The 15,419-nt window shown below is 53.8% G+C and carries 12 protein-coding genes; 6 read left to right on the forward strand and 6 right to left on the reverse strand.

Annotated features, from left to right (window positions below; genetic code table 11):
- Window positions 1–138: 138 nt before the first annotated feature.
- Complete coding sequence (locus tag VHE34_RS08650) at window positions 139–1,308, forward strand: hypothetical protein (protein ID WP_325586772.1); 1,170 nt, start codon at window positions 139–141, stop codon at window positions 1,306–1,308.
- Here the strand turns inward: VHE34_RS08650 and VHE34_RS08655 are convergent.
- Entirely contained in the window at window positions 1,305–1,772 is a 468-nt protein-coding gene (locus VHE34_RS08655) for a GNAT family N-acetyltransferase (protein ID WP_325586774.1), read from the reverse strand. The genes VHE34_RS08650 and VHE34_RS08655 overlap by 4 nt on opposite strands.
- 61 nt (window positions 1,773–1,833) lie before the next feature.
- Between VHE34_RS08655 and VHE34_RS08660 the strand changes: the two genes are divergently transcribed.
- A complete protein-coding gene (locus tag VHE34_RS08660) occupies window positions 1,834–2,265 on the forward strand; it encodes a MarR family winged helix-turn-helix transcriptional regulator (RefSeq protein WP_325586776.1) in 432 nt (143 codons plus the stop codon).
- A gap of 21 nt (window positions 2,266–2,286) precedes the next feature.
- Here the strand turns inward: VHE34_RS08660 and VHE34_RS08665 are convergent, their stop codons facing one another.
- A complete protein-coding gene (locus tag VHE34_RS08665; RefSeq protein WP_325586778.1) occupies window positions 2,287–3,768 on the reverse strand; it encodes an AAA family ATPase in 1,482 nt (493 codons plus the stop codon).
- A gap of 244 nt (window positions 3,769–4,012) precedes the next feature.
- Between VHE34_RS08665 and VHE34_RS08670 the strand changes: the two genes are divergently transcribed.
- Window positions 4,013–5,803: a hypothetical protein gene (locus VHE34_RS08670; protein ID WP_325586780.1), complete on the forward strand. Its 1,791-nt coding sequence runs from the start codon at window positions 4,013–4,015 to the stop codon at window positions 5,801–5,803.
- Window positions 5,804–5,856: 53 nt separating this feature from the next.
- Window positions 5,857–8,709 carry a TonB-dependent receptor gene (locus tag VHE34_RS08675; RefSeq protein ID WP_325586782.1) on the forward strand — a complete coding sequence of 951 codons (2,853 nt, stop codon included), beginning with the start codon at window positions 5,857–5,859 and terminating at the stop codon, window positions 8,707–8,709.
- Window positions 8,710–8,743: 34 nt separating this feature from the next.
- On the opposite strand, the gene VHE34_RS08680 is transcribed toward VHE34_RS08675, so the two are convergent.
- Window positions 8,744–9,286 (reverse strand): SMI1/KNR4 family protein, encoded by a 543-nt coding sequence (locus VHE34_RS08680; protein WP_325586784.1) that lies wholly within the window; start codon window positions 9,284–9,286, stop codon window positions 8,744–8,746.
- Window positions 9,287–9,528: 242 nt separating this feature from the next.
- Here VHE34_RS08680 and VHE34_RS08685 point away from each other — a divergent pair, with 242 nt between their 5' ends.
- The gene (locus tag VHE34_RS08685; protein ID WP_325586786.1) at window positions 9,529–9,954 is read left to right on the forward strand and encodes an SRPBCC domain-containing protein; all 426 of its coding nucleotides are present in this window, start codon (window positions 9,529–9,531) and stop codon (window positions 9,952–9,954) included.
- 177 nt (window positions 9,955–10,131) lie between these two features.
- On the opposite strand, the gene VHE34_RS08690 is transcribed toward VHE34_RS08685, so the two are convergent.
- Both VHE34_RS08690 and VHE34_RS08695 read right to left on the reverse strand, forming a co-directional pair.
- Window positions 10,132–10,845 (reverse strand): RloB family protein, encoded by a 714-nt coding sequence (locus VHE34_RS08690; RefSeq protein ID WP_325586788.1) that lies wholly within the window; start codon window positions 10,843–10,845, stop codon window positions 10,132–10,134.
- Window positions 10,824–12,167: an ATP-binding protein gene (locus VHE34_RS08695; RefSeq protein WP_325586790.1), complete on the reverse strand. Its 1,344-nt coding sequence runs from the start codon at window positions 12,165–12,167 to the stop codon at window positions 10,824–10,826. Before VHE34_RS08695 ends, VHE34_RS08690 begins: the two co-directional genes overlap by 22 nt.
- A 263-nt stretch (window positions 12,168–12,430) precedes the next feature.
- On the opposite strand from VHE34_RS08695, the gene VHE34_RS08700 reads away from it, so the two are divergent.
- Window positions 12,431–15,178 carry an AsmA-like C-terminal region-containing protein gene (locus VHE34_RS08700; RefSeq protein ID WP_325586792.1) on the forward strand — a complete coding sequence of 916 codons (2,748 nt, stop codon included), beginning with the start codon at window positions 12,431–12,433 and terminating at the stop codon, window positions 15,176–15,178.
- Between the two features lie 21 nt (window positions 15,179–15,199).
- Here the strand turns inward: VHE34_RS08700 and VHE34_RS08705 are convergent, their stop codons facing one another.
- Window positions 15,200–15,373 (reverse strand): hypothetical protein, encoded by a 174-nt coding sequence (locus VHE34_RS08705; RefSeq protein ID WP_325586794.1) that lies wholly within the window; start codon window positions 15,371–15,373, stop codon window positions 15,200–15,202.
- Between the last annotated feature and the right edge of the window lie 46 nt (window positions 15,374–15,419).

The raw sequence follows: 15,419 nt of genomic DNA on the forward strand, positions 1-15,419 counted from the left end.
CCTGCCAATATGTGGTGGAAGCGACTTCCGCTGACAAATAGGTGTGTGCCACCCTTGCCGGAGCTGAATTTTTATAGAGTTGAATAGTGATCGCGTTTGCACTAAAACAATAGAATGTTTTGTGCTTATATTAGCTTTATGAAATTCTTAGCCCTCCTCCTGTGCTGGTTTTTTGTTGCGCGCGCTTCGGCGCAGTTATCCCTTCCCGTTATTCGCGCGAATTCCAAAAGCGTTTCCATCCGGGACGGCGCCTTTTTTGACAAGGACACCTGGAGTTTGAATCCGGCCTTGCGGCCGGACACGTATTCCGCCGACCGGATGAGGGAAGCGAAGTATGTGACTTTTTATACGGACGTAGATTCGATCCGGGTCAGGGTTACACCTGGCAGCCGCTTTGATTTTGTGATCGTTTACCAGGGGAAGGATTCGTGCTTTACGCGGATTGAGAGTTCTATTTCGCCGGTGCTGGCGGCGGGTGGTGGCGCGTCGCCGGCAAAGCCAGACACCATCCCCTTCAAACTGACGGCCTACAGCGCCATCGCCGTCAGGGCAATCATCGACGGCCACGACACCGTCAGCATGCACTTCGATCTGAGCGCCTTCGGCCTCCACCTGACAAAAGACGCGATCCTGCATCGGACCGCCCTGTTGCCCAACCGCGAGGAGGTATTGGCCGGCTCTGCGAAACCCAACTACCGGAAGCTGAACGAGGTCTCGACGCTGCGGATGGGGACCCTGACCTGGCATGACCCGGTGATCGCCGCGACGGACGTGACGGCGCACGAGATGGACGGCCGGATCGGATGGGATGTATTCGAGGGTAAGGTGGTGGAGCTGAATTACGAGCGGGGGATAATGGTGATCCATCCCCGGATGCCGCGAGGAGTGAAAGGCTATAAGCGATCGAAGTTGGATTTTATCCGGAGCTTTCCCTGCGCGGCGGGAACCTTTCTCATCGGCGGGAAAGAGTATTCCGGCGATTTCCTGCTCGACACCGGATCAGACCAGGGCCTGCTCGTGGATAGCAGCTGGGCGGTGCAAAATCATTTCCCTGCGGATTTGCCGGTGACGGGGACGCAGGTGGTGCGCGATCCCAGGGGCCGGAACTTCACCATGCGAAAAGTGACCATTCCGGCGGTGCGGTTGAATGGATTCGTTGCGACGCAGGTCCCGGCGATGCTGATGGGGGCGCAACAGCCGGTTGGGTTCCCGGTCAATTGTTTCGGCAACGGGCTGCTCCGGCGCTATGACCTGATCGTGGACTTTCAGAAGGACGAGCTGTACCTGCGCCCGAATGCCAATAGCTAGAGGATCTTCTGGAAGTGGAACCCGAGTATCTTGTATCCCTCGTTGAAATAGAATTTGTGGGATTTGCTGTTCTGGACGAAAGTGTTGAGTTCGATCGTGTGGCAGCCGTTTTTGTGCGCCCATTCCTGGATGTGAGCGAAGAAGAATTTTCCGACGCCTTGCGAGCGGAGGTCGGGGTCGACGACGACATTGTCGACTTCCAATTGTTTTCCCGAATAGATACGAACGGTGATCCATCCATTGGACAGGGCGATGGGGCGGCCCGCCTGGAAGAGGCAAAAGCAGTGATAGGTGGGAAATTCGAACATTTCCGCCATCGAGGCGCGGACGGTGGCGAGGTCCAGGTGAGGATGTAATTTGTTGGCCAGCGGGGCGATGGTGTCGAGGTCAGCGGCGGTCATTATCCGGAATTCGAGGTCTTTCGATGGACCGGCTTCGCGATTGGGGTGCGTTTTCGGTGTCATACTCAAAAATACAAAATTAGTGGAATTTGTCCACTAATTAGTTTTGACCTATTTTTCCGGTATGAAAGAGTCTCATATCAGCGAAATGCGGGCCTTTAACCGGTGGTATACGGCGATGATCGGGGTGTTGAACCGCAAGTGGATGGATGGCGACCTGACCCTGCCGGAGACGCGGGTGTTGCAGGCTATTTCGATGAAGGATGGCATCACGGCCGGAGAGATCGTGCCGTTGTTGCATATCGATAAGAGTTATCTGAGTAAGATCATCCTCCGGTTTGAGCGGGCGAAATACCTGACCAAGAGGGTTTCGGCGGCGGATGCGCGGTCGTATCAGCTGCACCTGACGGCGCTTGGGCGGCGGGAGTTCGAGAAGCATAATCAAATGACCAATGAATTTGTGCGGCAGATGCTGGAAAAGCTGCCGGCGGCGGAGTGCGAAGAGATGATCCAGTGTATGCGGCGGATCACGGAGATACTGGGAAAGGTGGAGTAGGGGGCTGTCGCTATTTCCCTTTTATGGCGTGAACAAGTCCTTCATCAGCACCTCGGACTGTATGAGCCTGGTGTAATATTCGTTCTTCACGACGCCGTACGGCGTGATCATCGTAGGGAAGATTGTTTTCTTCGTTTTTGCCTGGCTGACGAACGACCTTATTTTGTTCTCGAGTTCACCGGCGTAGGCCTTGTCGATCCTGAATTCGTCTTTGCTGAATTTCATCTCGCAAAGATTAATGCAGTGGTCCTGCCGGTCGAGGAGCAGGTCGATCTGGGCTCCTTTTTTTCCTTCATTTTTCGGTGAGTATTGCCATGCCGAGGCTTCTGTGTGCACCCCGGCAATTCCCAGAGCCTTTTTCAATTGACGAAGATGCTTCTGGCAAATGGCCTCAAAGGCATAACCGCTCCAACTGGTGTAGGACTGGCCGGCTGCGATTCTCTGCCAGGCGCCGGCGCCGCTTGTGCGGGTGTTTTCAATGAATTTCAAATAGAATAGGGAGTATTCGTCCGATAGTTTATAGATGGCGTCTCTCAAAGTCTTGCCAAAAGGAATATACTGCGTAATAAATCCTGACTCTTCCAATTCTTCAAATAACCGGGTAGTTGTTCCACCGGTGGCGAATCCGCATGCCGTTATCAATTCAGCCCGTGTCAGGCCGGAGTTTTTTTTTGACAAGGCGCGGACGATGGATTCGTGGTGGGACGCATTTGCAAACAGAGAGCGATAAAGGTTCTGAAACTCATCCTTTAAAAGCCCGTTCTTATCAAAAAAGAGTTTATCTATAACATGGCTGGTGCTTTCACCTTTGTCAACCTGCTTTAAATACTGAGGGATACCACCCATTGCCATATAAAGCTGAAGGATCTGGTATTGATCCAGGATGATACCGCGACTATTGAGATAGTCCTCGGTTTCTTTGAGGTTGAAAGGATGCAGCCGGATGGTCCGGCTTACCCTGTTGTGCAGACCTCCCCGGTCGTTGATGATATTATGTATCATCCAGGAGGCGGCAGACCCACAGATAACGACTTTCAACTGCGGCTGAATGGATGCCCAGGTGTTCCACCAATGGCCAAAAGCGGATAGGAACCCCGATTTTGGGGTATGGATCCAGGGTAACTCGTCGAACAATACAGCCACGGGTTCCCTTTGTAGCTTTGTTTTGAGGAATTCAGTGAGAAACGAAAAGGCTTGTATCCAATTGCGCGGAGCTGCCGGCGGAATTGAGGATTTTGTTGCTTGTTGAAGTGCGTTTGTGAAATTAAGCAGCTGCGTTTCAAGGCTCGCCTCATGTATCCCCGTCAATTCGAACACCAGGTATTTCTCATAGAAATTCCTGACGAGAAATGTTTTGCCAACCCGGCGACGACCCAGGATCGCGATCATTTCAGCTTCACCAGAGGTCAGTTGCCCCTGCAAAATTTGCTTTTCAGCTTCCCTGCCGATGATGGTTTGCGCCATGAAGTTGTGGACAAGATTGAAATGTATAATTGTCCACAAAGGTATATTTTGAGGTACATATGGACAGAAATAGGAAATTATATTTGTCCATAACTTTTGAAAGTAATATAAATTATTGATAAATAAACATATATATATCTATATTATTGACTAGTGTGTAGCCAAATAAATAACTAATTTGAAAATTAAATACCCAATAAATTGATAATTGCCGGTGAGCCGCTTACTGATCGGCGTCGCGGGCACTATCGCATCCAACATAAAAGAAACGTAACTTTAATACATGGCGATCCCGGCCTTCAAACTGACCCTTCGGCAACTGTCAATCCTCCTTCTTCTGTTCCCGTTATCTTGTAAGGATGCTCATTCGATCCCTTCGGTAGCGATGATCCGGGAATTGCAGTTGAAGGAGGGGAAGTTGATAAGTTGCGGGCCTCCCGAAAAGGAGTTCGGCACGGTCGTATTTGCCATTTCGACCCCCACGGAAGCCGCGGCCTTCAACCAGGGGATGGCGCTGCTGCATTCTTTCGAATACGATGAGGCGGAGAAGGTGTTTGCGGGTATCATTGCCCGTGAGCCGGCCTGCGCCATGGCGTACTGGGGTGTGGCCATGAGCAATTTTCATCCTTTGTGGGCGCCGCCCACGGTAGCCGAACTGAAAAAAGGTTCGCGGGCGCTGGCCATCGCGGCGGGCATTAACGGGGTAACGCCCCGGGAGCGGGACTATATCCGCGCGATGCAGGCATTTTACGGCGAATGGGAGAAGGTAGAGAATGCAAAACGCTGTCTCCGATGGGAGCAGGCGATGGATACCTTATACCACGCCTATCCCGACGATAAGGAGGCGGTGATCCTGTATACGCTGGCGCTGACGGCGGCGGCGGACCCGGCGGATAAGGGACGGAGCAAACAGCGCAAGGCCGGCGCGATATTGACCAACCTGTACCGGCAGATGCCCGACCATCCGGGAATCATCCATTATATCATACACACGTACGACTATCCAGAGCTGGCGGAACTGGCTTTGCCGGTGGCGAAACGATATGCCGAGGTGGCGCCTTCTTCGGCTCATGCCCTGCATATGCCCTCCCATATTTTTACGCGGCTGGGACTTTGGGACGAGGACATCCGCAGCAACCTGGTTTCGGTCGACGCGGCGAAGTGCTATGCACAGGCGGCGGGTATACGCGGTCATTGGGATGAAGAATTGCATGGCCTGGATTACCTGGTCTATGCATACCTGCAGCGGGGACAGGACAGCCTGGCGCTGCAACTGCGGGACTACCTGGCGACGATCGATACGGTGTATCCCCTGAATTTTAAGGTGGCCTATGCGTTTGCGGCGATCCCTGTCCGTTATGTGCTCGAGCGGCGGGATTGGGCGGCTGCGGCGCGGTTGACGGTGCAGCGGGATCCGGAGCCTCGCGCGGGATCGGGTGCGGGTCTGGCTGCGGGTTCGGCGTTACGGCAGGATGCGGACCCCGGCGGGAGCCTGGCCGTGGGGCCCAAAGGTTTTCCCTGGAAGGACTATCCCTGGCAGGAGGCCATCGTGCATTTTGCGCGGGGGCTGGGGGCGGCGCATACGGGCCGGCTGGATAGCGCTGCTGCCGAGCTGGCGGCGTTGGGGCGGATACATGACCGGCTCCTCGCCGGGAAAGATGCGTATAAGGCGGGTCAGGTGCAGATACAACAAAAGGCGGTCGAGGCGTGGATGGCGTTCAGTGCGGGAAGGGTGCGGGATGCGGTGGCGGCGATGCTGATGGCCGCGGACCTGGAGGATTCGACGGAGAAACACCCGGTGACGCCCTGCGAGATGATCCCGGCGCGGGAATTGTTGGCGGACCTTTTGTTGGCGGCCGAAAGGCCAGGCGAGGCGTTGAGACAGTACGAGGCGGATCTGCGGGGACATCCGCGGCGATTCAATGGGGTGTATGGCGCAGGGCTGGCGGCCTGGAAGGCAGGGGATAAGGAAAAGGCTAAAGGTTATTTCCGGGCATTGATAACTATAGCGGATACGGTGGGGTGTAACCGGGAGGAATTGCGGCAGGCGCGGACGATATTGGGGCAATCTTGATTTGTTTAGCCCTTTTTTTATCGTTATCTTCCCTATAACCAAAACCAGCTTGTATGAGAAACACCCTCCTGCTCCTCGTATTGCTATTGATTTCCTATTGCTTGCATGCTCAATCCACTATTACGGGTAAAGTTGTCGACTCCCGCGACGGGGGACCGCTTGCCGGGGCTTCGGTGAAAGTGAAGTCGTCGGGCGTCGGGACCTCGACGGGCAATGATGGGACCTTTAAGATCACCGCGAAGGCCGATGATGTGTTGGAGATCACCCTGATCGGCTATAGTATGCAATCGGTGCCGGTGCGGGGCCGGACGGAGCTGACGGTTGGTTTGGTCAATGCATCTTCTGAGTTGTCGGAGATAGTATTCGTCGGGACGCGTGGGGCGCCCAGGGCGAAGTTGGAAACGCCGGTGCCGGTGGATGTCATAAAGGTGAACCAGGTGGATATGCCGACGGCGAAGATGGATCTTACTTCCATTCTGAATGTGGCGGCGCCTTCCTTCAATTACAATAAACAGAGCGGTGCGGACGGCGCAGATCATGTCGATCTGGGTACTCTGCGCGGCCTGGGACCGGATCAGACGCTGGTCCTTATCAACGGGAAACGCCGGCATCAGACTTCCTTTGTCACCCTGTTCGGCACGCGCGGCCGGGGCAACTCGGGGGTCGATCTGAATTCCTTTCCCGAATCCTCCGTCGATCGGATCGAGATCCTGCGGGACGGCGCTTCGGCGCAGTATGGGTCGGACGCCATCGCGGGCGTCATCAACATCATTCTCAAGAAGGACGTGGGGCACCTGGCCGTGAATGCGGGTTGGAGCGGGTATGATGACTATAAATTCAACGCCCGGAAGTTCAATGCGGGCAATCAATATTATTCGGGTCCGGCGATCGATGGGAATACGGTGACGGCTTCCCTGAACAACGGGTGGGCCCTGGGTCGCAACGGGGGTTTTATCAACGTGGGGGCCGAGTTCCTCAAGCAGGGAAAGACCTATCGCCAGGTGGACACGGCCAATTGGCAGACGGACAAGAATGCGCTGCCTTTTTTGAACACCGGCCGGCGGGCTTTTGGCGATGCTTCGCTGACCACCGGGGGGGTAATGTATAATATGGAGGTGCCGTTGAATGCTTCCCGCGGAACGACCTTCTATTCGTTTGGCGGGTTTAATTATAAGTCATCCGATGCGTATGCTTACTCCCGGAACTATAGCGCCAAGCCGGAGCGGTTCCCGGTGGATGCCAATGGCAACCTGATCCCTTCGCCCGGCATCCTGCGCGTCGCGAATGATGGAGAGACCTATTTCAACCCGCATATCCAGACCCATGTGCAGGATGCGTCGATCGCCCTGGGGCTTCGTGGCGATGTTGGGGACGGCTGGGGTTGGGATCTGTCCAATACTTTGGGTCGAAACGACTTCCATTACTACGGCGACAAGACCTTCAACGCGTCCAATGTGGGATCCAACACGCCGAATCATTTTGACGATGGCGGGTTCAACTTTTTGCAGAATACGGTGAATTTGGATTTTAACCGGAGCTTTAAGACGGTGGCCGAGGGGTTGAACCTGGGTTTGGGCGCCGAATACCGGTTTGAGCGGTATGCTATTTATAAGGGGGAATATGGAAGTTATGGGAGCTATGATTCTTCCGGGGTCGTTTACCAAAATTTGGTCGGCGATGGGGCCGGTGATTCGTTACGCACCCCGGCGTCGGGGTCGCAGGGTTTCCCGGGTTTCAGTCCCGCGGATGTGAAGGCGAAGACGCGGTCGAACCTCGGGTTGTATGCCGATGCGGAGTTGAATGTGACGCGGGAGTGGCTGCTGGATGGAGCGGTACGGTTTGAACATTATTCGGACTTCGGGTCAGTGGCGACGTTCAAGCTGGCGACGCGGTACAAGATCACGCCGGACTTCAACATTCGCGGCTCTATTTCGACGGGCTACCGGGCGCCATCGCTGCAGCAAATTTATTTTTCGAATACGTTGACCTCGTTTAGCGGCGGGCAGCTGATCCAGTCGCGGATTGCTTCCAACGATGATCCAATTACCCGGGCGGCCGGGATCCCCGAGTTGAAGCAGGAGACTTCGGTGAATGCTTCGGCGGGATTCAGCTGGAAGGCAGGCCGGGGGCTTACCTTCACTGTCGATGGGTATTTGGTGAAGGTGAAGAACCGAATCGTGTTGTCGGGGTTGTTCTCGAGATATGATACGACATTGCCGGCTTCGTTTACGTCGCAGATACCTTCGCAGGTGACGACCGTGCAGTTTTTCGCCAACGCCGTGAATACGACGAATTATGGATTGGATGTGGTGGCGGATTATTCCACGCGTTGGGGTGGTGGTAATGGGTTGCATTTGTTGCTGGCGGGGAATGTGCAGGATATGAATATCGATGCGGTGCATGTGCCGGATGCGTTGAATGGGACGGAGTTGAACCGGAAGACATTCTTTAGCGATCGGGAGCGGGCCTTTTTGATCGCGTCGGCGCCGAAGGTGAAGTTTGCGTTGTCCGGCGACTACACGCATGGGAAGTTTGGGGCCGGGGCGCATTTGACGTATTTTGGGAAGATCACATTGTTGGGATTTGGATCGGCGACGGATGATAATCCGAACCAGACGGGGATCAACCCGCAGGTGCCGACGGATGCCGATCAGAATGTGTTGGTGCCGGAGCGGTTTGATTTTGGGGGGAAGGTGGTGACGGATGTCTACTTCTCCTGGAAGTTTTCGAAGAAGGTTTCCATCTTTGTGGGGGCGGATAATTTGTTCAACGTGCATCCGAATCTGGGGGTGAATCCGCTCGCGAAGGGTTGGGCGGAGGATAATGAGAGTGGCGGGCCCTGGGATTCGGTGCAGATGGGATTCAATGGGATGAGGTTGTTTGGGAAGGTGGCGTTGAGTCTTTAGATCTTTTTGCGCTATGGCGTTTGCGCCGGCGGGCTTATGGCTTGCCGGCTTTTTTTTGGCCTTTGCGCCGCTTGAGTTCGGCTATTTCGTATTCGAGTAGTTGGTTGAAGGATTTTTCGATCTTGTTGAATTGGTCGAGTTCATGATCCCATTGGAAGATGGAGCCGCTTTTGTCGAAGCAGTAGACGTCAGCGTCGCCGACGATCTTTAGGAAGGGGACGTAATTGGGGTTTACGTTTTTTGTGAATGCTTCGGCTTGTCTGTGGATGTTCAGCCATTCCGGGCTGTCGGCTGAGAAGCTGTATACATGCAGTGCGTAGAGGAACGACCAGAATGGGCCTGCTTCATAGGCTTTGGGCCTTGGCCAGATGGTTTCTTTAACTTCAATATATACCCCGCCAAGCCGCGAATTGTAAAGGTCTCTGAATTCGCCAGGGAGGGATATGGAAAACTGCTTTTCGAAATTCGTTAAGTCGCTTTTTGAAGGCGGGTTTTCGGCGACGGGAAATAGGACGAAGTCGGAGTCCAGGTACTTTGCGAAAAGTTGGTCGTAGTCGAGCTTTTTACGGAAAAACATGAGAAGGGGTTTAATAGTCCGGTTAAAAATAGGGATACCGGCGGATTTTTCCTACTCTGTCGCAAAGGTGACGGCAGTGCGTAGGACTGCGGAATCTTTCTCTTAAGATGTAATGTGCATGGTACCGGCGGGCTTGTTGCCCGCCGGTACCCGGCTGTCCAAATTATCCCACTGGAATGTCCATTTCGCCCCCTGCGGGGAGTGGGAATCGGGAGTAGCTTTGCTGCATTAAACATTGAATCATGGCAAACAAAAATTTCACGTACAGTTTTGAGACGGGCAAGCGGCCGGAAGAGGTCTTCGGATTGTTGTTGCAGATACCGCAGTGGTGGAGCGGTCTCTACGAAGAGACGATTGAGGGGAAGAGCGAGAAGGTGAACGATAGCTTTTCCTTTGCGGCCGGCGGCGGCGCGCATTATACGGAGCAGAAGGTGGTGGAACTGGTTCCGGGGAAGAAGGTGACCTGGTTGGTGACGAAGGCCAATCTTAGCTTTTTGGATCAGCCGGAGGAATGGGAGGGGACAAGGTTTGGGTTTACTGTTTCTGACGGGAAGAAGACGGTGGTGACTTTTGTGCATGAGGGCTTGGTGCCGGAGGTGGAGTGTTATGAGGCTTGTTCGATGGGTTGGACAGGGTATTTGCAAAGGTTGGAGAAGAGGTTGAATTGAAGCATTTTTGCTGGAAGGCATTTGGCACGGGGCAGGCTTTAGGGTCGCCCCGTTTCTTTTCTCCTTTCTGCTGAGCTGTCAAGTATTACTTGACAACTGCCTATCTTGCGAAGTCTCCCTGCACGTGGGTGAACATGGATCCAATACGACTCGCTGACGATCAGTAGTTGGCATGAATCAGGAGTTGTCCGGTATGTAAGAATAATAGGCAATCCAGGCGCGAAGGTCTTCCACAAGTAGATGTACCTGAGTGCTGGGATTACATTCGATCCTTGGCTTCTGATTATGATGGACCAGTAAAGCCTTTGCACGCTCGATGGCCAGCCTTTCGTCGCCGATCCGTACCAAAATATCCAGGATCTCCGTACTGCCATGAAGATAGGTATATTCGCCGTAATCGGGATGCAAGCGCACTGCGTCCTGGATCAACTGATATACCTGCTGTCTCGGGATCGGCTTATCTCCGGGGATATCCTGAAAGTGTAGCAGCGGCCAGACCTCGAAACATTCGTTGCTGTCCGCCAGGGTGAGGTTGCTCTCTCTTGCAAGGGCGAGTGCCGTTTCATACCGGGCCCGCCTACCGACGCTGATATCTGCGTCGTCTTTGTCAAAGACTACCCAGGTCTTGTCAACCTCTTTACCTGCCTCTTCCTGCAGTGCTTCTCTTTCGGTAAGCGCCCGCTCGACTACCCCTTTGGGGTCGAGGCCGGTTCCGACCGTTCGCTGGTAGATCGTGCGTTCGGGGAAGAGAGGCTTGAACCCTTCAAAGTAATGCTTTTCAGTCTTCTGGTCCTCACAAACGATCAGAAGCAGATAGCGATACCTGCGCAGGCGTACCGGCCTTTCTTCCTCGTCCCTTGGAGCGGAAGCTAATTTGCCCTTTCGTGCCATTTCTGAAGAAGTGGTTTAATCGGATCAAGGGTCCCGAATTCCGGTACCGCTTCGTAACGACCTTCCATATATCTTTTTTCTTTGTCCCGGTCCGGTCGTTCTTTTTCCAGCTTTTCCGGGTCGTTTGAACCAGCATAAAAGATGTCCGACAGAGAATAAATCTCGGTTGACTCCCACCGGTTCTTTTTGGCAAAATAGATCTGATCGCGCCGCAGTTTGGAGGAAGACAGCAGATTGGTATCGTGTGTGGCAAAGATCAGTTGCGCCTGATTGGGATTGGTGTCTTTATTCAGGAACAAGTTGATGATGTCCAGCGTCATAAGCGGGTGCAGTTTTGCCTCGATCTCATCGATAATCAACACGCCACCGTTGACAAGCGTCCAAAAAATGGGACCACTGATCTGAAACGCCTTAGTCGTTCCCGATGACTCATTCTTATCCAGCATCCAATTGATTTTGGCCTCGGTCGGCTGGCCGCCGCGATCGTAATACCGATGCGCAGCCATGATATTGAAGCCTTTCTTTCCTTGTAACCGCTCGATCCAGGCATTTCGTTGGTTTTCAGAAAGGCCTGGGGGGAGATCGGCCGGATCGAATTCCTTGGTCACCATTGCGAAATCCTCGATGCCGATATTCAAATGCAAAAAGTAGTTCCGGATGAGTTCCTTGTACGGATCGACGTCGAGCAGGCTAGCCGTATCGATCATCAATTCCTCCGTATTCAGTCCGTTAAACATGTTCAGCTTCCTGAACCAGCCAAAAATCGACTTGGCTTCACTTATATTCAACATATCGCAGATCGAAAGAAACAACGCGTTGTTGCGCGTTGCTTCAATAGCAGCATCGATCAATTTGGGGCTCCCGTTAAACCCTGATGAGACATCGATCACGTCATTTTTGCGTTCGAATAGTTCGACTTCACGCCCCGTTCCTTTGCGATAGAGCCATTCATGGAGGACTTCATTTTTATTAAATTCCAACCCATACCGATACCGGTTTGCCTCGAGAATGAACGAAATTTCCAATCGGGTAGGTTTTTCGGTCCAGCCTTCCCGGAGTAAAAAAGGATCAAAGGGAAGTGGAGTGGTTGATGACGTTCGGGCTGACAAATGCACCAGCTTGTCCAGCAGACTGATGGAAAGCAGCAGATTGCTCTTGCCACTGGCGTTGTTTCCATAGATTCCTATGGCGTTGAGCAAATTGTATTTCGCAGCCGACAGGATGTTTTCCGGATATTCCCGTTGTTTCGGTGCCGGAACAAAACTGAGGACCTGTTCTTCGCCGATTGAGCGATAGTTTGCCACCCTAAATTCCAGCAACATAGGTTATTTTGTTGTTTTTTTGCAAAATAGTACAAGTTCGATACTATAACAACGAAATTAGTGCCTAAATGTTTGATTTAAGATTGGGGCACGGATTGTCAGTCGCTAATTTTGTATAATACTTTGACAACCAAGTAAATACATTCGGAGACCTGGCTGAGGCTAAGGCAGTAAGACCCGGCTGGCGGCGGCGCGCATTATACGGAGCAGAAGTTGGTGGAGTTGAGTTTGCGTTATTAAATTGCAGTACTCAACTGACCTATATGATGAAACGCCTCCTGAAAATCACCGGGATCTGCCTGGCCGTGCTCTTGCTGATCCTTTTTCTCGCCCCCTTCCTGTTCAAAGGAAAGATCGTCCAGATCGTCAAGCAACAGATCAACGACCGGCTTACGGCAAAGGTCGATTTCGGGGACCTCGACTTGTCGTTCTTTCGCCATTTCCCCCGCGTATCCCTGGCCTTGAGCGATCTCCGGGTCACGGGCACCGGCGTTTTCGAGGGTGATACCCTTGCGGCGGTGAAGGACATCGACGTGGCCGTGGATCTGATGAGTGTGATCAGGGGCTCGAACATGACAATCCATTCTATTCTGCTCGATCAGCCGCGGATCCACCTGATGGTTATGAAGGACGGCCAGGCCAATTATCTCATCACAAAGCCTGACACGACGGCTAAGGCTGGCGGCGAGGGAGGTGGCGGAGCGTTCAAAATGGAGTTGCAGCGGTACACGATCCGCGACGGCTATCTCAGCTATGATGATGCCGGCGGGGATATCCATACGACGGTTGCGCACCTGGATCATAGCGGTAGCGGGGACTTTACCGCCGACCTGTTCACGCTATCCACCGACACGAAGGCCGGGGCGGTGAGCTTTAGCTATGGGGGCGTACCCTATCTCAACGATAATGCGGTGAATATCGGCGCCGATATCCAGGTGGATGCGAAGGCGATGAAATTCGGTTGGCGAACCGATGGCGTCACTGTCAACGCGTTGCAACTGTCCAGCGATGGATCGTTCCAACTGGTGAATGACAGCACGTATGCGATGGATATCCGGTTCAAGATGCCTTCGGCGGAGTTTAAGAATTTGCTGTCCCTGGTGCCGTCCATCTACAAGAAGGATTTCGGGGCCATCAAGACCAGGGGACAGGCTGCGTTGGAGGGATCGGTGAAAGGGACGTATAGTCCTTCGCAGATACCTGCCTATCATGTCCGGATGGAGGTGAAGGATGGTTTCTTTCAGTATCCGGACCTGCCCCAGGCGGTGCAGAACATCAACTTACAATTACAGGTGGACAATCCCGATGGGATAACGGATCACACGGTGGTCGATCTCCGGCAGGGTCATCTCGAGATGGCGGGGGCGCCCTTTGACTTCCGGCTGCTGCTCAAGAACCCGATGACCAGCCGGTATATCGATGCGGCGGCGAAAGGGAAGCTGGATCTGTCGCGGGTAACTCAGCTGGTCAAGTTGGAGCCCGGGACTTTGCTGAAGGGGATCGTCGACGCGGATGTGCAGGTGCGGGGGAGCGTGGTCGCGGCGCAAAAGCAGCAGTTGGAGGGCTTTTTTGCGGCCGGGACGATTGCGTTGGCGGACCTGGGCTACCGGTCGAAGGCTTATTCGGACGGGGTGGAGATCCATAAGGCAATGTTGCGGTGGAATCCGGCAAATGTGGCGCTCAGCGAAATGAGCGGGAAGGTTCAGCAGACGAATTTTTCGGCGGAGGGGTCGTTGTCGAATTTGCTGGGCTATGCGCTGAAGAGTGGAACCCTTGGTGGGGTGTTGACGGTGAAGGCGGATAAGATCGATTTGAATAAATGGATGCCCGCGGATTCGGCGGCTGCGGGTGCGACGGCGGCGTCTGCTCCGGGCGCGGCGTCTGGGACGGCGGGGAGCGGCCAGAGGGGTGTATTTCTCGTACCGGCGAACATCGACTTCACCCTGAATGCGGCGGTGGACCAGGTGCATTATGACAAGACCGACTACAATAATGTGACGGGGGTGCTGCTGGTAAAGGATGAGACGGTGACGCTGAAGGATATTCGGATGCAGGCATTGGATGGGACGATTGCGATGAGCGGGTCGTATTCGACGAAGGAGAACAAAACAAATCCGGCGATAAGCTTCAGTTATGACGTTCAGAAGCTGGAGGTGCAGAAGACGTTTAACGCGTTCAACACCGTGCAGAAGTTGGCGCCGATAGGCAAATTCATCTCGGGGACGCTTAGTTCGAGCCTGACGGTGAAGGGCAACCTGGGGAAGGACCTGAAGCCGGAGCTGAATAGCCTGACGGGAGGCGGGAACCTGGAAATTCTGCAGGGGCTGATTGGTCATTTCCCACCGTTGGACAAGATCGCCTCGACGTTGAATGTCAGCGAGCTCAAGGAAGTGGCGTTGCAGGACATCAGGAATAGCTTTGAGTTTGCCAATGGGAAGGTGCTGGTGAAGCCCTTTCATGTCAAGGTGAAGGATATCGATATGCAGGTAGGGGGGATGCATGGGATCGATGAGTCGATAGACTATGCGATAAATATGAAGCTGCCGAGGAGCCTGTTGGGTGGCGCTGGCAATGCACTCATCAATAACCTTGCGTCGCAGGCTGCGTCCAAAGGGGTGAACATTAGTCCGGGGGAGACGGTGAACCTGGATCTACGGTTGGGAGGCACCCTAACCAACCCCCAGTTGAAGACCGATCTGAAAGGCGCTGCGGGGAATATGGCCGATGCATTGAAGCAGCAGGCGGTGAGTTTTGCCCAGGCGAAGGCGGATAGTGCGAAGCGGGTGCTGAAAGATACGGTGGCTGCTTTGAAGGCGCAGGCGTTGGGGGCGGCGAAGGATGAGTTGGCGCGGCGGCTGGCGGGTCGTGGCGGCGACAGCGCGAAGGGAGCTGCATCGGCGGGGGACACTGCGGCTCCGGCGGCGGATTTGGGGAAGAAGGCGGCGGAGGCGGGGAAGGGGTTGATCAAGGGGTTGTTTGGGAAGAAGAAGACGGATACGGTGAAGCATTGAGGGGGCGTCGGTAGGGCTTCGCTACTTAGTCAACAGGTAAGCGATGAATATCCAGACGGCTGCGAACACGCAACAGGTCAATGCGTCGGCAAAAATGCTGTCCCAGCTCTTTCGTTTTATGACCAATTGATAGAATACCCAACCGATCATTAACCCGATCGGTAAGTAAAATCTGAGGATGGCGTAGAGTATCATAAGTGTCGTTAACTAATATACTGATATTTCGTCGATCTGCGGGCGT

Origin of the sequence: Puia sp., assembly GCF_035546395.1 — a bacterium.
GTDB lineage: Bacteria > Bacteroidota > Bacteroidia > Chitinophagales > Chitinophagaceae > Puia.

What these genes read in the sequence shown, in the direction of transcription:
- VHE34_RS08650 (WP_325586772.1), top strand. Translation starts at nt 139, where the DNA reads ATGAAATTCTTAGCCCTCCTCCTGTGCTGGTTTTTTGTTGCGCGCGCT.
- VHE34_RS08700 (WP_325586792.1), top strand. Translation starts at nt 12,431, where the DNA reads ATGATGAAACGCCTCCTGAAAATCACCGGGATCTGCCTGGCCGTGCTC.
- VHE34_RS08675 (WP_325586782.1), top strand. Translation starts at nt 5,857, where the DNA reads ATGAGAAACACCCTCCTGCTCCTCGTATTGCTATTGATTTCCTATTGC.
- VHE34_RS08690 (WP_325586788.1), bottom strand. Translation starts at nt 10,845, where the DNA reads ATGGCACGAAAGGGCAAATTAGCTTCCGCTCCAAGGGACGAGGAAGAA.
- VHE34_RS08680 (WP_325586784.1), bottom strand. Translation starts at nt 9,286, where the DNA reads ATGTTTTTCCGTAAAAAGCTCGACTACGACCAACTTTTCGCAAAGTAC.
- VHE34_RS08670 (WP_325586780.1), top strand. Translation starts at nt 4,013, where the DNA reads ATGGCGATCCCGGCCTTCAAACTGACCCTTCGGCAACTGTCAATCCTC.
- VHE34_RS08685 (WP_325586786.1), top strand. Translation starts at nt 9,529, where the DNA reads ATGGCAAACAAAAATTTCACGTACAGTTTTGAGACGGGCAAGCGGCCG.
- VHE34_RS08695 (WP_325586790.1), bottom strand. Translation starts at nt 12,167, where the DNA reads ATGTTGCTGGAATTTAGGGTGGCAAACTATCGCTCAATCGGCGAAGAA.
- VHE34_RS08655 (WP_325586774.1), bottom strand. Translation starts at nt 1,772, where the DNA reads ATGACACCGAAAACGCACCCCAATCGCGAAGCCGGTCCATCGAAAGAC.
- VHE34_RS08660 (WP_325586776.1), top strand. Translation starts at nt 1,834, where the DNA reads ATGAAAGAGTCTCATATCAGCGAAATGCGGGCCTTTAACCGGTGGTAT.
- VHE34_RS08705 (WP_325586794.1), bottom strand. Translation starts at nt 15,373, where the DNA reads ATGATACTCTACGCCATCCTCAGATTTTACTTACCGATCGGGTTAATG.